The organism is Mangrovibacterium sp. (genome assembly GCF_059905295.1).
The window spans coordinates 1-19,993 of record NZ_JBZQJF010000291.1; the positions used below are offsets into that span (position 1 = coordinate 1).

The following is a 19,993-nucleotide window of genomic DNA, read 5'->3' on the forward strand; positions in this document are numbered from 1 at the left end:
CAACCCATTTTCATAGAAAAAGCCGGAAAGATTTTTTTTCCGGCTTTTTTATTTTTGTTTGGAAAGTGATTATTTCACCTCACCATTTTTAATCAACCATTCGGCAATTTGTACAGCATTTAATGCAGCGCCTTTTTTAATTTGGTCACCCACACACCAAAAAGTTAATCCTTTCGGGTTGGTGATGTCTTTGCGCAAACGACCAACGTAAACATCATCTTTACCGGCAACAAACAAAGGCATTGGATATTCTTTGTTTTGCGGGTTGTCGATTACAGTTAAGCCTTCAAATTTTTCGAAAGCCTCGCGAACCTGGGCAACGCTCAGTTCTTCTTCAGTTTCAATCCAAATTGCTTCGGAGTGAGAACGAGCTACCGGCACACGCACACAGGTTGCGCTAACCTCGGTGTTGGCGTGCATGATTTTCTTGGTTTCCCAGTTCATCTTCATTTCCTCTTTGGTGTAATCGTTGTCGAGAAATACATCAATGTGAGGAATGACGTTCATGGCCAACTGATAGGCAAATTTATCAACCGTTGTTTCTTCACCATTTGCCAGCTGTTTTGTTTGTTCTTCCAGCTCGGCAATGCCTTGTGCTCCTGCACCACTCGCGGCCTGGTATGTTGCTACCTGAACCTTTGTGATGTTCGACAAATCCTGAATGGGTTTCAGGGCAACAACCATTTGGATCGTTGAGCAGTTTGGGTTGGCAATAATATTGCGTGGACGAACCAAAGCATCTTCAGGATTAACTTCAGGAACAACCAAAGGCACGTCGTCGTCGTAACGGAAGGCGCTTGAGTTATCAATCATGATCGCTCCGTGTTTGGTAATTGTTTCTGCAAAATCTTTAGAGATCGATCCGCCGGCAGAGGTTAATGCAATATCAATATCTTTGAAATCGTCGTTGTGCTTAAGCTCTTTAACAGTTAGTTTTTTGCCTTTAAACTCATATTCTTTTCCGGCACTTCTGGCCGAACCAAATAAAACTAACTCATCGAGCGGGAAATTCCGTTCGGCCAATACTTTTAAAAACTCCTGGCCAACCGCTCCACTTGCACCAACAATTGCAACTTTCATAGTTCGGTAAATTTTGTTAATTTAAATCATTAAAAATCAGTTTCGAACAAGCGAAACATAAAGGCCCCAAAATTAGTAGTTTACTTTTAATTTTTCACCCGATGAACGCTAAATCTTGTTATTTTCTAGTGTTAGCAATCATCCTGTTAACAATCAATACCGAAGCCCGCCCGATTTGGATTGAAAATTTTACCATCCCTGATCAAGGTTACTGGGGAATTGGTGATGGAATTTCATTCCATTCAGACCTTTCCCAGATCGCGAAGTGGACCCTAAATGTGGATGATTGTATCTTTTCGGACGCTGGTGATTATGTGAAGACGGTAAGCACCGCCGGGGGCAGATTTGAAGCCGTTGATTGCGGTGGTGAAGCCGTTTGGAGGTCGGAGTGGATTGATATCTCGGGAGAAGATCAGATCTCCTGTCATCTAACGGTAATGGAAACCGGTAGCGGCAACACGGAAGCGAACAAGTATATTGCTGTTTATTACCGATTGGACGGAGGGCCCGAGTTGCCTTTTGAGACAAACGGGCATGTTGCCGGGAACTGGGGTGAGGCCGAAGTTGGGCAGGCTGGTCTGGAAGGAGATTCTTTGCAGATCATCATTCGGTTGAAAACAACCTACGCATCAGATAAAATTATCGTGGATAATATTTTGGTTGAGGCACAAGACCCACCGCTTTTGCCCGATAATTTAGCTTCTGCCGGAGATGTTTTGCTGAATGAGCTGCTTTTTAATCCTTACCCCGATTGTCCCGATTTTGTGGAGGTCGTCAACGTGTCCGAAAAGGAACTTCGAACCGATCACCTGTTCATCGCTTCGCGCGATGGCGATGGTAAGCTGAAACAAATCATTCCTTTCTCGGCTTTTGCCGATTATTTAGAGCCTTCAGGTTTCGTGCTTCTTTGTGAAAATCCGGATACACTGTTGGTCCTGTACCCTCAAACTTGTCCTGAAAATTTCAGGGCGGCCGTTTTACCTGCGATGCCGAATGATGGAGGCGTTGTTGTACTGCTCGATGATTCGCTGAATGTGTTGGATGAATTAGTTTACAGCGATAAAATGCATAATCCTCTCATTGCCGATGAGGAGGGTGTTTCCCTGGAACGAAAAACTTTAGAGTCTCCAACTGCTGACTGGAATAACTGGACGTCGGCTGCTGCTACTGCCGGTTTTGCAACACCGGGCTGTCCGAACTCGATGGCTGTCGACCAAGTGGAGAAAAATGTAGTTCAGTTGCAGCCCAAAGCGATTTCCCCAAATGGAGATGGTTATAACGATTACCTGACGATTCATCTGGAACTGGTTAAATCGGAATGGACGATGAATAGCCGTGTGTTCGATTCCGAAGGTCGTTTGGTCGATCAACCTCAGAAAAATGTAACAATTGGTCAACAGGCCGATCTAACCTGGGACGGCAAACGGAACAACGGTCAAGAGTTACCTGCAGGTATTTATGTCTTTTACATTCAGTTGACTAATCTGCAGGGTGAAAATCTTGTTTTTAAGAAAAGTTGTACAATCGTCAATAAAATTATGTAATTTAGATAGCAAATTCCAAAAACAACTATGAAACCAAATCTTTTTTCATTTTCCTGGAAAGAAGTCAGGCGATCGTCCTCCTTCGGGCGTAGCGTGGCAACAACGATCATGCTGATCTTTCTGGCCCTTTATTTTACGCTGGTATTTCTGTCATTAGGTATCTTTGTTATTCCCAAAGTATTGGCAGAGAAATTCCCGGATCAGGAGCTAACAAGTGCCTTGAACAGCTATCTGTTAATTTATTTCGCATTTGATCTGGTTATCCGGCAGATGCTGCAAAGTTTGCCAACAATTAGCTTCAAGCCATTTATCATTCAAAATATCAAGCGAAAACAAATTGCCCGGTATCTGCTGGTTCGTTCCTTATTGCATTTTTTCAATTTGCTTCCGTTTTTTATGATTGTTCCGCTCTTCTTCCGGATTGTGGTTCCCGGTCATACTTCCGTGGAGGCTGTCGTCTGGTTGGTTAGTATAGTCTTGTTAATTTTAAACAACCATTTTCTAACGACTTACCTGAAATGGTGGATTAACGAGAGTAGCTATGGATTTTATGTTTTTGCAGCGATCTTTTGCGGATTATATGCTGTCAATTTCTTTGGCGTTGTCGATCTGACCGGGCTGTTCGGAAAGCTGCTTGACCTGGTGATGGTACAACCTGCTCTCGTTTTGGTCTTATTGCTATTTCCGGTTGTTTTTTACTGGTTGAATGAACGTTACCTGATAACTAATCTGTATCTGAACCTGGTTGAACGGAAACAAAAGGACTCTAACGTTCGCGATTTTAGCTGGATGAGCCGCCTGGGGGATTACGGGAAGTTTATATCGCTCGATGTTCGCATGATCTGGAGAAACAAGCGGCCGCGTACGCAATTTCTGATGACGATCCTTTTTTTAGCTTACGGCTTTCTTATTTATAAGGATAGTGCGAAGGGAATTCCGGATGCCATCTTCATTTTAGGAGGCTTACTAATGACCGGCATGTTTACAATTTCTATCGGGCAGTTTTTCCCGGCCTGGCATAGTCGTTACTTTCCGATGTTGATGACCCAGAACTTCAAGATGAAACAGTTTCTGCAGGCATTCTACTATATGAATGTTGTTGTGTCGTTTGTCTATTTTCTGGTGACATTGGCCTACGGATTCATTGATATCCGGGTTCTCTATTTCAATACAGCCTTGTTTTTCTATCATGTTGGTGTGAATATGAACCTGATTTTCCTATTTGGAAGCGGTAGTAAAAAGGCTGTTGACCTGGGTGGTTCAGCTATGTTTAATTACCAGGGAGTGGGAGCTGCGCAATGGTTGCTTGCTTTTCCGTTGATTGTTGGTCCAATCATTATTTTTTCCCTGTTTAAATGGCTGACCGATGTAGTTCCTGCACTATTGATCATGGGTGGCGTTGGTGTGCTCGGAATCGTACTTCAGCCACATCTATTTAATTATTTCGATAAAATTTACAGAAAGAATAAACATCGCATGATTCGCGATTATAAAAACTCCTGATTATGATTGAAATTGTAAATCTCATAAAAGCCTATCAAAAAGAAATTGTTCTGAACATTTCAGAACTGAAGGTTGAAAAAGGTGAATTGTTTGGCTTGGTTGGCAACAATGGTGCCGGTAAAACAACTTTGTTTAACCTTATTCTCGATCTGATCGTGCCATCGAAAGGACATGTCGTTAGCCAGGGAATTACCGTGCAGGAATCCGAAGACTGGAAGGCATTTACCGGTGCTTTTATCGACGAAAGTTTCACCATCGGCTATCTGACTGCAGATGAGTATTTCTCGTTTATTGGCGATTTGCGGGATATGAATAAGTCGGATCTGGAGCTTCACCTGGCTGCTTTCGATGAGTTTTTTAATGGTGAGGTTCGGGGTAAAAAGAAATTCATTCGCGACCTGTCTAAAGGGAACCAAAAAAAGGTCGGTATTGCCGCAGCAATGATGGGACAGCCTGAAGTAGTTATTCTGGATGAACCCTTTGCCAACCTCGATCCCAGTTCGCAGTACAAGTTGAGAAGTTTGATTAAGAAGCAGGCAGCAGAGCAAGGAACAACATTCCTGATTTCGGGGCATACGCTCGATAATATTACCGAAGTGTGCAACCGCATTGTCATTCTCGAAAAAGGGAAGATTGTGAAGGATGTTCCGAAAACGGAGACTACCCTAAAAGAGTTGGAGAACTTTTTTGCTGGTGTTAAGGAGCCTGAAGCCTTTGTTCTGGATTAAACATTTCATAGAAATAAAACAAGTTGTTGCCCGATTCGAAATTCAATTTTCGGATCGGGCTTCTTTGTAATAAACCTTCCTGTTGTAGAATAGCTATCATTAACATACTTCTTCTTAAGTAATTTGGAACTAGCTAATCCCGCGATTCGTATATTCTAATGCAAGCTCCTCCAATGTGCATGAACAGTGTTCATAATTTCCTTCAGGAAATATTCTGAGATGCGCTACTGGTTCGCTAAAGAACCTCACCTCTAAATACAGTGTAATTTGTAGTTCAGATTGAATAGTAAAACCAAAAGTCATGGAAGTTAAGAAGTATCCAAATGTTGACCTGGAACGTTATCACAACTTTTTTGTTGAGATCGGGTTAATTCTGGCTTTGGGGATTTGCTTTTTTGCTTTCGAATTGAAAACTCCTGTGAAGGAAGTTGAGACATTAGGTGGTGTAACAGTACAGGACATTGAAACAGAAATAATTCCCATAACCAGACAAGAACAGGAGCGGCCGCCCACACCGCCGCCACCACCCAAAGTTGTTGAGGTGTTGAATATTGTTGCCAATGATGTAGATGTTAAAGAAGACTTAGAGATTCAGGATACCGAAGCTGATGCTGAAACAGCCATCGAAGTAACACCGATCGCAACAACGGTTAAGCGGGAAGCGGAGGCCGAAAAGAATGAAGAACCGATCTTCTACATCGTAGAAGAAATGCCTGAGTTCCCCGGAGGTGAAATGGCACTTCGACGGTATATTGCCGAGTCCATCAAATATCCGGTTGTTGCTCAGGAAAATGGAATTCAGGGGAAAGTGTATGTGAACTTTGTCGTGGATAAGGATGGGCATGTTACCAATGCCCGGGTAATCCGTAGCGTAGACCCGGCGCTCGACAAAGAAGCCTTACGGGTTGTGAATAGCTTGCCGGTTTGGAAACCCGGAAAACAACAGGGAGAACCTGTTCGGGTTGCCTTTAGTGTGCCGATTAGTTTTGTTTTGCAATAGACCGGGAGTGGAAGGAAAGCAAGGCTGGCCGATTGGTCAGCCTTTGTTTTATCTTAATTTTTGAGCCAGATAAAGCCTTCCTCGGACAAAATTGGGGGCGTTCGGCCTATCTTTAGGGTATGGAAAACGAAAGCAGAATAATTGCACAATCGCTGGTGCTTCGAAGCGGTATGAGAACCATCTTAAATAATATCTCATTTTCCCTTTCCTTGGGAGAATCATTGGCAATTACCGGCAGCTCCGGTAGTGGTAAAACCAGCTTGGGAAGATTGATTGCCGGGCAACTTACTCCCAGCTCCGGTAGCTTAAGTGCACCTGAAACAATTAAGCGAACCATGGTTACCCAACAGGATAATTTCCTTTCGCTCTCGGGCAGACGAAGTACCTATTACGGTCAGCGTTATGAAAACCAGGGCATGGAAAACAGCCCGACGATTCAGGGGTATCTGGAAAAAGTGGCCGCTAAAGAAGAATTGTCAATCACCAATGGCGAAGTTACTTCGGTAATGGAAATCATGCATATTGCTCATTTGGGCGACCGAAAGTTATTGCAGTTGAGTAACGGAGAGCGTAAGCGTACGCAGCTGGCTGCGGCTTTGCTGCAAAAGCCCGATGTGATGGTGCTCGATCAGCCCTTCGTAGGGCTGGATGTTGATTCTCGTGAAAAGCTAACCACGCTTATTCAACGGCAAATGAAGGCCGGAATTTCCTTTATTATTATTTGCTCGCCAAAACTGATCCCTGGGGGTGTCTCTCAGGTGATTGAACTTCACGAAGGCCAGCAGTTGCAATGTTGCCCCACCGCGCATTTTCAGCCTCAAACCGGACACGAGAAGACCTGGGAGCCCATTGCTCCGGAACTTTTTTCCGGCCTGGTAAAGCACAATGAGCATTTTGAGCAAATCGTAGGTATGAAAAAAGTGCAGGTAACCATTGGTGGCAAACAAATACTGAAAGATATCGACTGGCAGGTTACGCCGGGCGAACAGTGGGCATTGCTGGGCCACAACGGTGCCGGAAAGTCAACGCTGTTGAGTTTGGTAACTGCCGATAATCCGCAGGGCTATACCAATGATTTGGTGCTTTTTGACCGGCAGCGTGGCTCGGGGGAGAGCATTTGGGATATTAAAAACCGGATTGGTTTTGTTTCACCCGAACTGCACTTATACTTCCTTCGTGGAGAAGGGATTTTTAACACCATCCCGGGTTTGCAGTCGAAACCACATAGTCATTACGATGCGTTGAGCTGCATGGATGTGATTGTCTCGGGCTTCAAAAATGAAATTGGTTTTGCCAGCCAGCCAACTGATCTGGAACGTGATTTGGCCGAACGCTGGTTCCCGGTTCTGGGGCTCGATCACTTGAAGGAGCGCATGTTTATTCAGGCTTCGCTGGGCGAACAAAGGGCGTTATTGCTGGCTCGTGCGTTGGTGAAATCACCCTCGCTCTTAATTTTAGACGAACCTTGCCAGGGCCTGGATGAGGAACAAACGCAACGCTTCGTTAACCTGCTCGACCAGGTTTGCAGGCATCTGCATACCACCATGGTTTACGTTACACACCACCGCAACGAAATTCCGGCTTGTGTGTCGAAATTATTGGAACTGGAGGGAGGCTCAGTCAAATTCAATGGAGCTTTTAACTGATGAAATTCATCTTTCAGTGGCGCGCAAAAGTGGTATTTTCGGTTATTTTTGTTGAAAACAATTAGAATCCATTTTCCTATGAATAACAACTTCTTTGTAAAGTCACATGGTTTGGGTAACGACTACATTGTGATGGACAACCATAAAGTCGATTTTGACTTCACCGAAAAGAATATTCAACTGATTTGCGACGTGCATTACGGTATTGGTTCCGATGGTATCCTGGTGCTGGTGGATAGCGACAAGGCCGATTTTGGTCTGCGTATCCTGAATCCCGACGGCTCGGAAGCAGAAAAGAGTGGCAATGGTTTACGCATTTTTTCTAAATTTCTGTTCGACCATGGTTATACCACTCAAACATCGTTCTCCATCGATACGCTTGGTGGCGTTGTTCAGGCTGAAGTAATTCAGCAGGAAAAAGGCAAGGCCCGCATGATTAAAGTGGACATGGGGGCTGCGATTTTCGAGTCGGAAAAGGTGCCGGTGAAGAGCGATCTGCCGGAGTGCCTGAATGAAACACTCGACCTGGAAGATGGTGTGAGTTATCAGATTAACTGCGTGTCGGTTGGTAATCCGCACTGTATTGTACTGAAGGATGAATTGTCGGAAGCGGAGATCAAACAGTTTGGCTCCCAAATTGAAAACCATCCGAAATTTCCGAACCGCATAAATGTGCAGTTTGCAAAGGTTATTTCACCCGATTTGGTGGAAATCCTGATTTGGGAGCGTGGTGCCGGCTGGACGCTGGCCTCGGGGAGCTCCTCGAGTGCTGTTGCTGCCGTGATGGTGAAAAAAGGCTTAACCGACCGCAAGCTAACGATGAAGATGCCCGGTGGAGAGTTGAAACTGGAGATTGATGAAGACTGGCAAATCCATATGACCGGTGAAGTGCGCGAGATTTGCTCGGGTGTTTTGAGTGACGAATTGCTGAGTGAATTGGTTGGATAGCAGAAATCGTTTTCCGGAGGTTTTCACTTCGGGGGAAGTCCACTACTTTCGACGGCAGGTATGAATGATTTCCTGAGCAGGAAATTCCAATTCTCTGCGCAGAGAATAAAAATCGGCTGCCTACGAAAATTCCATGTGGCTTTTTCCAATGTCTTTTTGTTTAGATTATTTCTGACAAAACTTGAACAAAAGCGCCAAATGTTTGTCAATTCATTCGGTAAATACGAGGTTTGAAATCAGTTTAAAGCTGAGCGATTATTTTATTATATCTTTGTACCTCTTAAGTTGAATACAGTTCGTTTTACGAGCCTGAAAAACAGATTAATTAACAGTGAAGAATATGATCGGTAAAAAATTACCTTTTTCGAAAGAACAGATTGAGAAAGTCATTGAAACGTATCCAACTCCTTTTCATATTTACGATGAAAAAGCGATGATGGAGTATGCCCGTTATTTCAACGAGTCGTTTTCGTGGAACGAGGGCTTTAAGGAATATTATGCCATTAAAGCAGCACCGAACCCTTACCTGATGAAACTTTTGCGGAAGGAGAAATTTGGTATTGATTGTAGTTCATTGGCTGAGCTGGTATTGGCAGAACGTGTAGGAATGCGTGGTGAGGAAATCATGTTTACCTCAAACGATACACCTGCCAAAGAATTCCAAAAAGCGATGGAGCTGGGTGCCATTATCAACCTCGACGATATTAAGCACATCGATTACCTGGAGCAACACGCCGGTATTCCCGAGTTAGTTTGTTTCCGTTACAACCCCGGTGCATTGAAAGAAGGTAATATCATCATTGGTAATCCGGAAGATTCAAAATATGGTTTCACCCGCGACCAGTTGTTCGAAGGTTACAAACGCCTGAAAGCAAAAGGGGTGACTCGCTTCGGTATTCACACCATGGTGGCATCGAACGAATTGGATGCGCACTATTTTGTTGAAACGGCCGACATTATTTTCGATACGATCGTTGATCTGTCGAAAGAATTGGGCATTCGCTTCGAGTTTGCAAACTTGGGTGGCGGTATTGGTATTCCATATAAAAACGAGCATAAGCCGGTTGACCTGAAAATTGTTAGCGATGGCATTAAAGAGCGTTATGAGAAGTACATCGTAGCAAATGGTTTGGATCCGTTGAAAATCTTCTTCGAATCGGGTCGCGCCATCACCGGACCTTACGGATACCTGGTATCAGAAGTACTGCATATTAAAGAAACTTACAAGAAATACGCCGGCCTTGATTCGTGTATGGCTAACCTGATGCGTCCGGCTTTGTATGGTGCATATCACCACATTTCGGTGTTGGGTAAGGAGAAAAGCACATGCAATACTATTTACGATGTAACCGGTTCGTTGTGCGAAAACAACGATAAGTTTGCTATTAACCGTTTATTGCCCGAAGTAGAACCGGGTGACCTGGTGGTAATTCACGATACCGGAGCACACGGACACTCCATGGGATTCAATTACAATGGTAAGACACGCTCGGCAGAGTTGCTACTTCGCGAGAATGGTGAAGTGGTTCAGATCCGTCGTGCTGAAACGCTGGATGACTACTTCGCAACCCTCGATTTCGATGGGTTGGACGATTTTGAATAAGCTATTCTGAATTGAAAGATATCTGAGAAGCCGGGATTCGAAAGTTTCCCGGTTTTTTTTGCCCGGCTGGTAAGGATCCGATCTTTTTAAGAGGTCGGATCCCTGCGCATTGAGGAAGTGTTGCAGCTATTCAATAGCTGACACACTAAAGGCACCCCTGCGGATGCCTTTAGTGTGTTGAATATTATATGGTATGCTTACTTAAACCATCGATGCGCGCCTGTTATTTGGCGACGCTACTGCTACGGCCTTCCCGTGCGGCCAGGGTTTCGTTGTAGTACTTAATGAGTTGGTTCAGTTCGAGGATAAAATTTTCAGTTACGCTTGTTGCAAGCTCGAGCGTTACCTGTGCATCAATCCGGTCTGCCATTTCCCGGTAAATCGGGTCAATAAGGTCGCGCACGGCATTTACGTCGCCACTGACCTGGTTGGCCTGCTCCACGTTTCGGGAGTTAAAGAGAGCTTGAAAATCGAGGTTTTGTTGCTTAAATGCAGCTACCCAAGGGGTAATTCCCAGGGTATCGCAGTGGGTTGCGTTCTCAGGAGTTTCCAAATCTTCCACCAGATTGGTGATTTTTGCGCTTTCTTCATTGTACGGCAGCTCCCTGGGGTTTCCGTACACATCGAAAACACGTTTCAGGCTTTTGGCACTTTCAACCTCGGCCTCAACCGGACATAATAAAGTTGATTTGATGCGCTCGTGCAGTGCGCTCCAGGTTCGGTCGCGTTTCAGGTCGGTTGCTGTAATTTGTTTGGTTTTTGCACTTGCCGGATCAACCTGCAAAGTGGTACCTAAACCCTCCAGCTGAGTTGAGAAACCGGGGTAGATACTGTCGAGTTGCAAGGCCGTTGGTGTGACCTTGTTAATGAGGTTGTCTACATCAATCATAAACTGATAGTACTCGTTGTTGCGCAAGCGTGGCAACTGGATAGTTTGAATTAGATCCATCGTTCTTATTTTAAAAGTTAGTCGTCCTGGTTGTTGTAGAATCTATTTCGAATCGCGGTTAAGAAATAAGATTCTGGATTTTTGTTCATTAAATTTACGGAAACCAATGCTTGAAGTCAAGGGCTGAAGGGTTTTTATTAAAAATAACAGGAACTTTTTGGAACGGTGCCGGCAGGTTGTCAGCCGGGTTCATGCCATGGGGACCCGACATTCCCGCGGTGCATTAAAAACCCTTGCCATTGATGCCGGGCAGGTAAATGTGTTGGCGCAAAAGCTTGCCAGCGGTGCCGGGCAAGCTAATGTTTAGACACAAAGTCGTGCCAGTGATGCCGGGCAAGCTTTTGTGTGTCCGCAAAGTCATGCCCGTGATGGCGGGTATGCCAATGTTTGTTGGCAGAGGCTTGCCCGTAGTGGCGGACATTGGTCTGTTTAGTGGGGAAAGGCTGCCATTGGCCGGCGGAAAGGGGGGGAAGCTTTGAATGGCCTATGCCCGGGGCAACCGGGCCGGCACTTATATCAAGGCTTTATGCTTTTCTTAAAAATTCAGTAGCAATTAAAAGGTCAATTTCCCGGCATATATATCCTGGAGGATCTCGTAATGGCGAAATTGGTTAAAAACAATGAAATTAAGTACAAGACAATCGGTTTCGGGCCATTGTCGGTTAAGTAGTATTGTCTCCATTTCCCCGTCAAAGTACTGAAGTAAGATGTCGGCTTCATCTGTTTTTGGGGTAAAGAGTCGTAGTGGCACAAAATCAAGTAGCTTCAATCGTTCTGCAAATTCGGGGCTAAGCTCACATTGCTCACTTAAATATTCACGTACCCAGAGAACAGGATCCGGCTGTAACTGCAAATCCATCCGAATGGAATCGTTGAGTTCATAGTCAATGGTGATGTTCATGCCTGGGCCAAGTGATTCTTTTAAGATAGAGGCAAGGTCTTCACCTTGTAAAAGGTATTTCCCGTCGTTGACAGTATCAATGAAATTAATTTCGATTTTCATAAGCCTGGAGGTTTTTTCCATATAAGATACGAGCTTGTGCGATGAAAAGCAATTTTATGCTTTTAAGCTTTCCTAAGGCTTTAACTCTTTGGTGGGGAAGCTTACAGGCCAAAACGACCAAGAACCAGGGATACGGAAGTTCCCCGGTTTTTGAATGACCGGTAACAAGCATTTGTGCTTTTTTGTACTTTTGATGTTATGATGCAATCGTTGAAAATTGGCTTTGATGCAAAAAGGGCTTTTCTGAATGCAACGGGTTTGGGGAGTTATAGTCGTAATACGCTCCATGCCTTGCAGCAATACTATCCGGAGAACGATTATTTTCTGTTCACCCCGGCCGTAAAGCCTGATTTATATGAAGCTCCGGAGCCTTTTGTTACGGTTGCTCCCCAAGGCCAATGGTGGAAGAGTGTGAAGCCGGTGTGGCGAACTTATAAGGTTACGGAGCTGGCGCAGAAAATGGGCATCAACCTGTTTCATGGTCTTAGCCACGAATTGCCGATTGGACTGGCGAAAGCCGGTATCCGTTCCGTGGTCACTTTTCACGACCTCCTGATTTTGCGTTACCCGAAATATTACCGGGCTGCTGATCGCCGCATCCACTACAAGAAATACCAACATGCCAGCCGGGTTTCCGACAAAATTATTGCGATAAGCGAGCAAACCAAGGAGGATCTGATTCACTTTATGCAAGTCGACGAGTCGAAGATCGAGGTGCTTTACCAGTCCATCAACCCAATATTTTTTGAAAAGAATACCGAGGATGCTTTGTCCGTAACGCGTGAGAAATACCGTCTGCCCCGGGAATTCATCCTGCTGCCGGGGACACTTGAAAAGCGCAAAAACCAGCTTAATGTCCTCCAGTCTATCATCGACCAACGCATTGATATGCCGGTTGTGATTGTTGGCGAGCTAACAAATTATATGAAGGAGCTGAGCCCCTTAATTGAGCAGCTAAAAGATCAACTCATTTTTCTGCGTTACCTGCCCATTCAGGATTTGGCTCATTTGTACCAACTGGCATCCTTGTGTGTATTCGTGTCCTATTTCGAGGGGTTCGGCTTACCCGTGGGGGAGGCGCAGGCCTGTGGTTGCCCGGTGGTTACCTCCTCGATTAGCTCGATGCCGGAGGTTGGTGGTACAGCTGCCACCTATGTCGACCCGTTTGATCCGGAGTCGATTGGCTACGGGATTAACGGACTTTTGAGTGATTCTAAACTTCGGGAGCGCAAAATTTGTTTAGGCTCCGAAAATGCAGAACGTTTCCGTCCGAAACGCTATGCCGATGAATTAATGCGAATTTATCAATCATTATAACATGCACGACGATTTAAAGAAAGCAGTTGAAGTGCTGCAAAAAGGTGGGGTCATTCTGTACCCGACTGATACCATCTGGGGAATTGGCTGCGATGCAACAAACGAGGCCGCAGTAAAACGGGTTTACGAGATTAAAAAGCGTGCTGATTCGAAAAGTATGCTGGTGTTGATGGAGAATATAAACCTGCTGGAACGCTACATGCAGGAAGTGCCGGAAATTGCTTACAGCCTGATTGAGGTGAATGATAAGCCGATGACCATCATTTATCCCGATGCGAAGAACCTGGCGCCTAACTTGCTGGCCGAGGATGGCTCGGTTGGCATTCGTATTACTGCCGAACGGTTCACGCAGCAGCTGATTCAGCGTTTCCGCAAGCCGATTGTTTCGACATCGGCCAATATTAGCGGGCAGCCTTCGCCGGCTATTTTTGCCGAGGTGAGCGATGAGATTAAAAATGCAGTCGACTACATTGTTGAATATCGCCAGGATGATGTGACACCGGCTACCCCATCGAGCATTATCAAGCTTGGTGTTGGTGGCGAAATCAAGATTATTCGCGAGTAGGAGACTTAGGATGCATGATTTCCGGTAATTATTCGGCTAGTGTAGCAAGACAGCTGATAACAATTTTCTATTGACCGGGTGACTTCAAGTCACCCGGTCAATAGACCAGAGATCGAAAAGCAAAACAGAAGAGGTGCTCACAAACGAAAGGCCATTCAAAGAATCTCGTACTTCTTTGAATGGCCTTTGTTAATTTCAATGCCGGGTGGCGATCGCCTCTAGAGGGCTTTCACTTTACCCGATCCACCAACCGACTGGTCGATGCGCGGGTTGCCTTTGTAGAAGATACTTCCCGAACCCAGGATGCGGGCAATCAGGCTGTTCTCACAGTCGATGTAGGCATTCCCCGAACCGGAGATACGCACGGTTACATCCTGCGATTTAAAGTTCTCCCCTTTAAAACTTCCCGATCCGCTGATGTTAACACCCAGGTCCTCGGCAGTTCCATCGCCTTTTACTTCCACATTGCCGCTACCGGAGACGTTGGCTTTCAGGCGTTCCGATTTCAGGTCGTCGAGTTTGATCGACCCGCTGCCGCTCAAGGTCAGGTTCAGTATGCGCGACTCAATGGGGCCGTCGTTATCGATATCGCCCGAGCCTGATACCGTTAATGCAGAAATGTCGGGAACAGTGATGAAAATCTCAATTTTGCCGGTTTCAAAATCTTTCCAGAGCAAGCTTTTGGTTTTGAACCGAATGACCAGCTCCCGGTTTTTAACCTCGGTAACCAGCTCGTCTAAGGTCGATCCTTTGGCAACAATCTCAACCGATTGTTTGGGGCCTTGTTCCAAATGAAGTTTGGCATCAACGCGCAGGTTAATTTCTGAAAAAGCTTCGAGTACTCTTGTTTGGTTGTCGGCCTGTGCGTTAATACCGATCAGCAGCATTAACGACATCAGGATTGTTGTCATCGTGGTTTTCATTTGTTTCATTTTATGGTTGTTTCTGTTTTCACCAATTCAGCACATATTGAAAGACTGTTTTAGCCTGCAAATGTTACACCAAAATGGATTTTAGAGATCGAAAATTCCTTCGGGGCACTGCATTTCCAGTTCGCGGGCTTCCTCATCAAAGCGGGTCAGGAAGTCTTCGCTAAAGGGAATCATCACTTCTTGTTGGTTATATTCCACGGTCAGAAGCAGGTTTCCGGCGTAATCATCCACCTGGATTATCTCACCTATTTTACCCTTCCCGGTATCGAACAAAGTATAGCCAACCAGCATGTGCAGGCCCATCTCTTCCTCGTCGGCAATAAAATCGTCTTTGGCGATGTACACCGACTGGCCACACAGTTTGCGGGCCTGATCTTCATTTTCAACCCAGTCGAAATGAAGCAGGGCGGTCTCGGCCGAGCGGAACCGAAGTCCTTCTTCGCGCAGGAAAAAGGGCACCAGTAGTCCGTCAATTTCGAGGAACAGGGTAGGCATTTCCTCCAGACTAATATCGTAACCGGGCTCAAGCTGAATTGTTACTTCACCTTTAATGCCATGTGGTTTTTGCAGGTAGCCAATCTTTAGGCAGTCGGCTTTTGGTATTGTTTCCATGAACACAAAATTAGAAAAAGCGACAGAATTTCTGCACTTCCGTTTATCAGGTGTATAAATAGCGTTTGATGTTCCGTTTGGGTGTTTTCTCAAACTCGGCTTCCACCAGTTCAATTTGCGATATTTGGCTGTATTTGGCCAGTTCTTTATTCACTTTCACCCGGTATTCCTCCATAATGTGCGCTATCGTCTCAGGTTTATTCTGATGATGAACCTGAAGGCTTTCGTAGTCGGGATAAACCAGGGCAACCAGTTTGCTTTCGCGTTCAACAACCACACATTCCATAACGAAATGCTGACTGCTCAACTTGGCTTCCAGTTCTTCGGGGTAAATATTTTGTCCCGACGGGCCGAGCAACATGTTTTTGCTTCGTCCGCGAATGTAGATGAAATTGTTGGCATCGGTTACGCCCAGATCGCCGGTGCGCATCCAGCCATCTTCATCGATCGCTTGTGCAGTGGCTTCCGGGTTCTTATAATAGCCTGTCATCAGGTTGTCGCCTTTCACCATAATCTCGCCCACTTCGTTATACGGATCGGCCGAGTCGATCTTAAGCTGCATCCGGTCGACCAGTGTGCCAGCCGAGTGGGGGCGGGTTTTGTTCCAGCCCTGGTAGGAGATAAGAGGTCCGCACTCGGTCATCCCGTAACCAATGGTGAACGGGAACTTGATTTTGCGGAAGAAATCTTCGACTTCGCGGTTGAGGGCTGCACCACCAATGACAATTTCGTGGAAACGGCCACCAAAGGTTTCGATAAGCTTTTGTCTTACCTTTTTGTGTAGCACTGTTCGGATGCCCGGTATCTTCAGCAAAAAGCACATCAACGGTTTCTCCAGGGCAGGTTGAATCTGCTTGTTGTAAATTTTCTCGATAATTAAGGGTACCGAAAGGATGAGCTGCGGTCTGATTTCCTTAAAGGCCTTCACGATGATTTGTGGTGTTGGCGGTTTGGTCAGGAAGGTGATGTGGCAGCCCAGCGAGGCCGGAAACAGGAACTCGAACAGCAAGCCAAAAACATGAGCCATTGGTAGAAACGAAACGATCTGGTCGCCTTGCTTCAGTGGCATATGCTCACGGGCAAAGCGAACGTTCGATTTTAAACTGCGAACGGGCAGCAATACCCCTTTGGTAAAGCCTGAAGTTCCGCTGGTGTACGAAATCACACAAATGTCGTCATCGGCCAGCTCATGGGGCATAAACAGTTCGTTCGAGAAGGGAGCCCGGCTGTGGTCGGGTTGTCGCCAAAAATTGAGTATTTGGCCGTTCTCGGCCCACACGGGATCCATCCGTTGCAAGCTCAGAACTGCTTTCAAGCCCGGCATTTCGTCCAGACTCAGTTTGTCGAGCAACTGGTCGCCGGCAAACAGGATCTTCGATTCGCTGTGGCGGACAATGTGGTGTACATCTGCCGGATTGAAATCAGGCAGAATTGGAACAGCAACTGCTCCGTAACTAATGACAGCTAAGAAGGTAATTCCCCAGTGCGATGAATTTCGCCCCAACAAGGCCACTTTATCTCCTTTTTCAATTTGACATTGTTCAAAGAAACCGTGGATTTGGTAGATTAATTTAGCTGCATCAAGGTAGGTGTAGCTAATCCCTTCGTAATCCGAAAACAGAGGCAACTCCTGGTTTGCCTCAAACGATTGCTTGTAATAAGCAATTAACCCCTTTTCATTCATAATTCAATTACTCCTAAACTCTCGCATATTCTCCGTTTAAAGGCTTTTGGTCTTTTGCTAACCGACCATTCTGCACTAAGCAAAGTTAAGATCTTCTTTTAGTTATACCAACCGGCCTGTTATACGTGAGCTTGCTCAAAAAAACCTGATTTTAAACAGGTTTTATCCGATAGAGTTTAGCTAGGCCTAGCAAATCATATGCCATTTCGATAAAAAGCGGGAACGTGTGCAGCCCATAAACCTTCTGATAATGAGTTGTTTTTATTTTGGCCGGACAGGGGTGTGTACTAATCTGTTGAACTACAGCTTTGTTGCTCTGCTCTTTCATCATTTTTTATAATTTTGCTGCCTATTAACCTTTACATTTACATTTGAAGATCATGAAGAAAATATTGTTTATCCTGATGGCTTTTGCGATGTCAAGTGCTGTTTATGCTCAAAACATTCAGATGCACTACGATTTTGGTAAAGAGCGAAAGCTGATTACAACGACGGTAGAAATGTTTAAGCCGGACAAGTATGGTTCTACCTTCTTCTTTATCGACATGGATTACGGCTCAAGCAAACGGAATGTTGATAATGGGGTTTCATTGGCTTACTGGGAGATTGCCCGAGCATTTAAATGGAAAGAAAAACAGGCCATTATGCCACGTGTTGAGTACAACGGCGGTAATATGTCGGTTGGCGGAACGACTTATATCCCGATTGAAAACTGTTGGTTGGGTGGTGTTGAACATACCTGGGCATCAAGTGATTTCTCTAAGATCCTGACCCTTCAGGCTAACTATAAACGCATTAAAGACAAAGAAAACGCATCGTTTCAGTTAACCGCTGTTTGGACCATTAAGATGTTGGAAGGCAAGTTGGTCTTTGATGGTTTTGCCGACTTCTGGAAAGAGAGTATGTATTGGGGAACTAAGAAATTCCGTTTCCTGACTGAACCTCAGATTTGGTATAACTTCTGTCCGAATTTTGCCACTGGTTCTGAGATTGAGATCAGCAGTAACTTTGCTGAAAATGGCTGGCAGGTTAACCCAACTTTGGCTGTGAAATATACGTTCTAACCCAAATAATTGACGATTATGCTGGATAAATATTTCAAAATTACGGAGCGCGGGTCATCGTTTCGCAAAGAGATTATCGGAGGTGCAACCACCTTCCTGACCATGGCTTATATCATTTTTGTCAACCCCAATATTTTGGGTGATGCAGGAATGGATCGCAATGCGCTGATTACGGTAACAATTCTGGCCTCGGTTATTGGTACAATTCTGGCTGGTGTTTGGGCTAAGGTGCCTTATGCCATGGCGCCGGGAATGGGTTTAAATGCGTTTTTCACCTACACCCTGGTTTTAGGAGCTGGTGTTGAATGGCAAACTGCGCTGGGTGTTGTGTTTATCTCTGGTATTGTCTTCCTGGCATTGACGGTCACCGGTATCCGAACAAAGATTATTCATACCATTCCCTTGTCGCTTCGGTTGGCAACAGGTGCCGGTATTGGTCTGTTCATCTCGTTTATCGGCTTCAAGAATATGGGCCTGGTAGTTGCTAACCCTGCAACCTTTGTGGGCTTGGGTGAATTTACCCCAACCCTGCTGATTGGTCTTGTGGGCTTAATTATTACCGCTATTCTGGAAGTGAAAAAAGTAAGAGGTGGTATTTTCTATGGTATCATCATTACCACAATTATTGCGATCATTGCCGGTGAGGTGAAAGCCCCGGAAACCTTTGTTTCGTTGCCTCCTTCAATTAGTCCGATTGCTTTGAAGCTTGATGTATTCTCGGCTTTGAGTTTTGGCTTGGTTGGAGCAATCTTCTCGTTCATGTTTGTCGATTTGTTCGACTCGGTAGGAACAATCGTTGCCTGCTCGTACGAAGCTGGTTTTGTTGATGAAAATGGTAAAGTGAAATATGTTGATCGTATTCTGGAAGCGGATGCTGTGGCTACTGTTGCCGGTTCGTTGCTGGGAACAAGTACAACAACCACCTATATTGAATCGGCTGCGGGTATTGCCAACGGTGCGAAGACCGGGTTTGCTTCGGTTGTTACAGCAGGCTTGTTCTTTTTAGCGCTGTTTTTTGCTCCGATAATTGGTATTGTTCCGGGTTTTGCAACTGCTCCTGCACTTGTAATTGTTGGTGTTTACATGTTTAAAAATATCAAACAAATCAACTTTACTGATTTCTCGGATTCGATTCCTGCTTTCCTGACCATCATCCTGATGCCATTGACCTACAGTATTTCAACCGGCTTGTCTTTCGGGTTTATCTCGTATGTTGTGTTGAAAGCTGTGGCTGGCAAATTTGATGAGATTTCCTGGTTGATGTGGATTATTGCAGCTTTATCTGTCGTGAACCTTTCAGTTGGCGTTTAATCGAAACTACGATAAAATTAAAAAGGGAGTGCCTGTTGGTACTCCCTTTTTTGTTCGTTTTAAGTGTTAATGCGAACATGTTATTCCTTTGGATCTTCAGCAGTACGGTCGTATTTACAGCATCCGGGTAAGGCTTCATAGGCTTTATCCGTAGCTTTAAATTTGTTGGTGTCGTGCCCAACTTTAGCGATCGCTTTTTGTACTGCCGTAGCGTTGGTTTTGCTGTCGTCTAATGTTACGGCTAGCATTTTCGTTTCTTTGTTCCAATCGGCTTTGGAAACACCATCGACAGAAAGCGCGGCTTTTTCGATTCGTTTCTCGCAAGATCCGCAATTGCCATACACTTTAAATTTTTCAGTTTTGCTCGCTCCAAAAACAGTTGCAGTTCCCATCAGAAATAGGGCAACTAAGCTTAATACTTTTGTTTTCATCTTGTAAAATTTTAAAAGTTTGAATGATAAATGAATTTATTTTGTTCTAAGTCTTAATGCGTTTGAAATAACA

19 protein-coding genes are annotated in these 19,993 nt (G+C 45.0%); 12 read left to right on the forward strand and 7 right to left on the reverse strand.

The window, feature by feature from the left end:
- Positions 1-69: 69 nt before the first annotated feature.
- Positions 70-1,080 (reverse strand): aspartate-semialdehyde dehydrogenase, encoded by a 1,011-nt coding sequence (locus AC37HE_RS14800; RefSeq protein WP_500783629.1) that lies wholly within the window; start codon positions 1,078-1,080, stop codon positions 70-72.
- A 128-nt stretch (positions 1,081-1,208) separates the two neighbouring features.
- On the opposite strand from AC37HE_RS14800, the gene AC37HE_RS14805 reads away from it, so the two are divergent.
- The 7 genes from AC37HE_RS14805 (at position 1,209) to AC37HE_RS14835 (ending at position 10,052) form a co-directional block, all read left to right on the forward strand.
- A complete protein-coding gene (locus tag AC37HE_RS14805; RefSeq protein ID WP_500783630.1) occupies positions 1,209-2,624 on the forward strand; it encodes a T9SS type B sorting domain-containing protein in 1,416 nt (471 codons plus the stop codon).
- Positions 2,625-2,651: 27 nt separating this feature from the next.
- Positions 2,652-4,127 carry a DUF5687 family protein gene (locus AC37HE_RS14810; RefSeq protein WP_500783631.1) on the forward strand — a complete coding sequence of 492 codons (1,476 nt, stop codon included), beginning with the start codon at positions 2,652-2,654 and terminating at the stop codon, positions 4,125-4,127.
- Positions 4,128-4,129: 2 nt separating this feature from the next.
- On the forward strand, positions 4,130-4,855 hold the full coding sequence (locus tag AC37HE_RS14815) for an ABC transporter ATP-binding protein (RefSeq protein ID WP_500783632.1): 726 nt from the start codon (positions 4,130-4,132) through the stop codon (positions 4,853-4,855).
- 301 nt (positions 4,856-5,156) lie between these two features.
- The gene (locus AC37HE_RS14820) at positions 5,157-5,855 is read left to right on the forward strand and encodes an energy transducer TonB (protein WP_500783633.1); all 699 of its coding nucleotides are present in this window, start codon (positions 5,157-5,159) and stop codon (positions 5,853-5,855) included.
- Between the two features lie 119 nt (positions 5,856-5,974).
- Positions 5,975-7,501: an ATP-binding cassette domain-containing protein gene (locus tag AC37HE_RS14825; RefSeq protein ID WP_500783634.1), complete on the forward strand. Its 1,527-nt coding sequence runs from the start codon at positions 5,975-5,977 to the stop codon at positions 7,499-7,501.
- 78 nt (positions 7,502-7,579) lie between these two features.
- Entirely contained in the window at positions 7,580-8,449 is an 870-nt protein-coding gene (gene dapF / locus AC37HE_RS14830; protein ID WP_500783635.1) for a diaminopimelate epimerase, read from the forward strand.
- 340 nt (positions 8,450-8,789) lie between these two features.
- The gene (locus tag AC37HE_RS14835) at positions 8,790-10,052 is read left to right on the forward strand and encodes a diaminopimelate decarboxylase family protein (RefSeq protein ID WP_500783636.1); all 1,263 of its coding nucleotides are present in this window, start codon (positions 8,790-8,792) and stop codon (positions 10,050-10,052) included.
- Positions 10,053-10,275: 223 nt separating this feature from the next.
- Here AC37HE_RS14835 and AC37HE_RS14840 read toward each other — a convergent pair whose 3' ends face one another.
- Positions 10,276-11,001, reverse strand: coding sequence for a DUF6261 family protein (locus AC37HE_RS14840; RefSeq protein ID WP_500783637.1), 726 nt, complete (start codon positions 10,999-11,001; stop codon positions 10,276-10,278).
- 157 nt (positions 11,002-11,158) lie between these two features.
- On the opposite strand from AC37HE_RS14840, the gene AC37HE_RS14845 reads away from it, so the two are divergent.
- Positions 11,159-11,308 carry a hypothetical protein gene (locus AC37HE_RS14845; RefSeq protein WP_500783638.1) on the forward strand — a complete coding sequence of 50 codons (150 nt, stop codon included), beginning with the start codon at positions 11,159-11,161 and terminating at the stop codon, positions 11,306-11,308.
- A 246-nt stretch (positions 11,309-11,554) separates the two neighbouring features.
- Here the strand turns inward: AC37HE_RS14845 and AC37HE_RS14850 are convergent, their stop codons facing one another.
- Complete coding sequence (locus AC37HE_RS14850; RefSeq protein ID WP_500783639.1) at positions 11,555-12,004, reverse strand: hypothetical protein; 450 nt, start codon at positions 12,002-12,004, stop codon at positions 11,555-11,557.
- Between the two features lie 198 nt (positions 12,005-12,202).
- On the opposite strand from AC37HE_RS14850, the gene AC37HE_RS14855 reads away from it, so the two are divergent.
- Positions 12,203-13,321: a glycosyltransferase family 4 protein gene (locus tag AC37HE_RS14855; RefSeq protein WP_500783640.1), complete on the forward strand. Its 1,119-nt coding sequence runs from the start codon at positions 12,203-12,205 to the stop codon at positions 13,319-13,321.
- 1 nt (position 13,322) lies between these two features.
- A complete protein-coding gene (locus tag AC37HE_RS14860; protein WP_500783641.1) occupies positions 13,323-13,886 on the forward strand; it encodes an L-threonylcarbamoyladenylate synthase in 564 nt (187 codons plus the stop codon).
- A 218-nt stretch (positions 13,887-14,104) separates the two neighbouring features.
- On the opposite strand, the gene AC37HE_RS14865 is transcribed toward AC37HE_RS14860, so the two are convergent.
- From AC37HE_RS14865 to AC37HE_RS14875, 3 genes are all read right to left on the reverse strand, one after another.
- Positions 14,105-14,818 carry a head GIN domain-containing protein gene (locus AC37HE_RS14865; protein ID WP_500783642.1) on the reverse strand — a complete coding sequence of 238 codons (714 nt, stop codon included), beginning with the start codon at positions 14,816-14,818 and terminating at the stop codon, positions 14,105-14,107.
- Between the two features lie 81 nt (positions 14,819-14,899).
- The gene (gene rimM, locus AC37HE_RS14870) at positions 14,900-15,430 is read right to left on the reverse strand and encodes a ribosome maturation factor RimM (protein ID WP_500783643.1); all 531 of its coding nucleotides are present in this window, start codon (positions 15,428-15,430) and stop codon (positions 14,900-14,902) included.
- A gap of 46 nt (positions 15,431-15,476) precedes the next feature.
- Positions 15,477-17,114, reverse strand: coding sequence for an AMP-binding protein (locus AC37HE_RS14875; protein WP_500783644.1), 1,638 nt, complete (start codon positions 17,112-17,114; stop codon positions 15,477-15,479).
- 380 nt (positions 17,115-17,494) lie between these two features.
- Here AC37HE_RS14875 and AC37HE_RS14880 point away from each other — a divergent pair, with 380 nt between their 5' ends.
- Positions 17,495-18,178: a DUF5020 family protein gene (locus tag AC37HE_RS14880; RefSeq protein ID WP_500783645.1), complete on the forward strand. Its 684-nt coding sequence runs from the start codon at positions 17,495-17,497 to the stop codon at positions 18,176-18,178.
- An 18-nt stretch (positions 18,179-18,196) separates the two neighbouring features.
- A complete protein-coding gene (locus tag AC37HE_RS14885) occupies positions 18,197-19,489 on the forward strand; it encodes an NCS2 family permease (RefSeq protein ID WP_500783646.1) in 1,293 nt (430 codons plus the stop codon).
- Between the two features lie 80 nt (positions 19,490-19,569).
- Here the strand turns inward: AC37HE_RS14885 and AC37HE_RS14890 are convergent, their stop codons facing one another.
- Positions 19,570-19,920 (reverse strand): heavy-metal-associated domain-containing protein, encoded by a 351-nt coding sequence (locus tag AC37HE_RS14890; RefSeq protein ID WP_500783647.1) that lies wholly within the window; start codon positions 19,918-19,920, stop codon positions 19,570-19,572.
- Positions 19,921-19,993 lie beyond the last annotated feature (73 nt).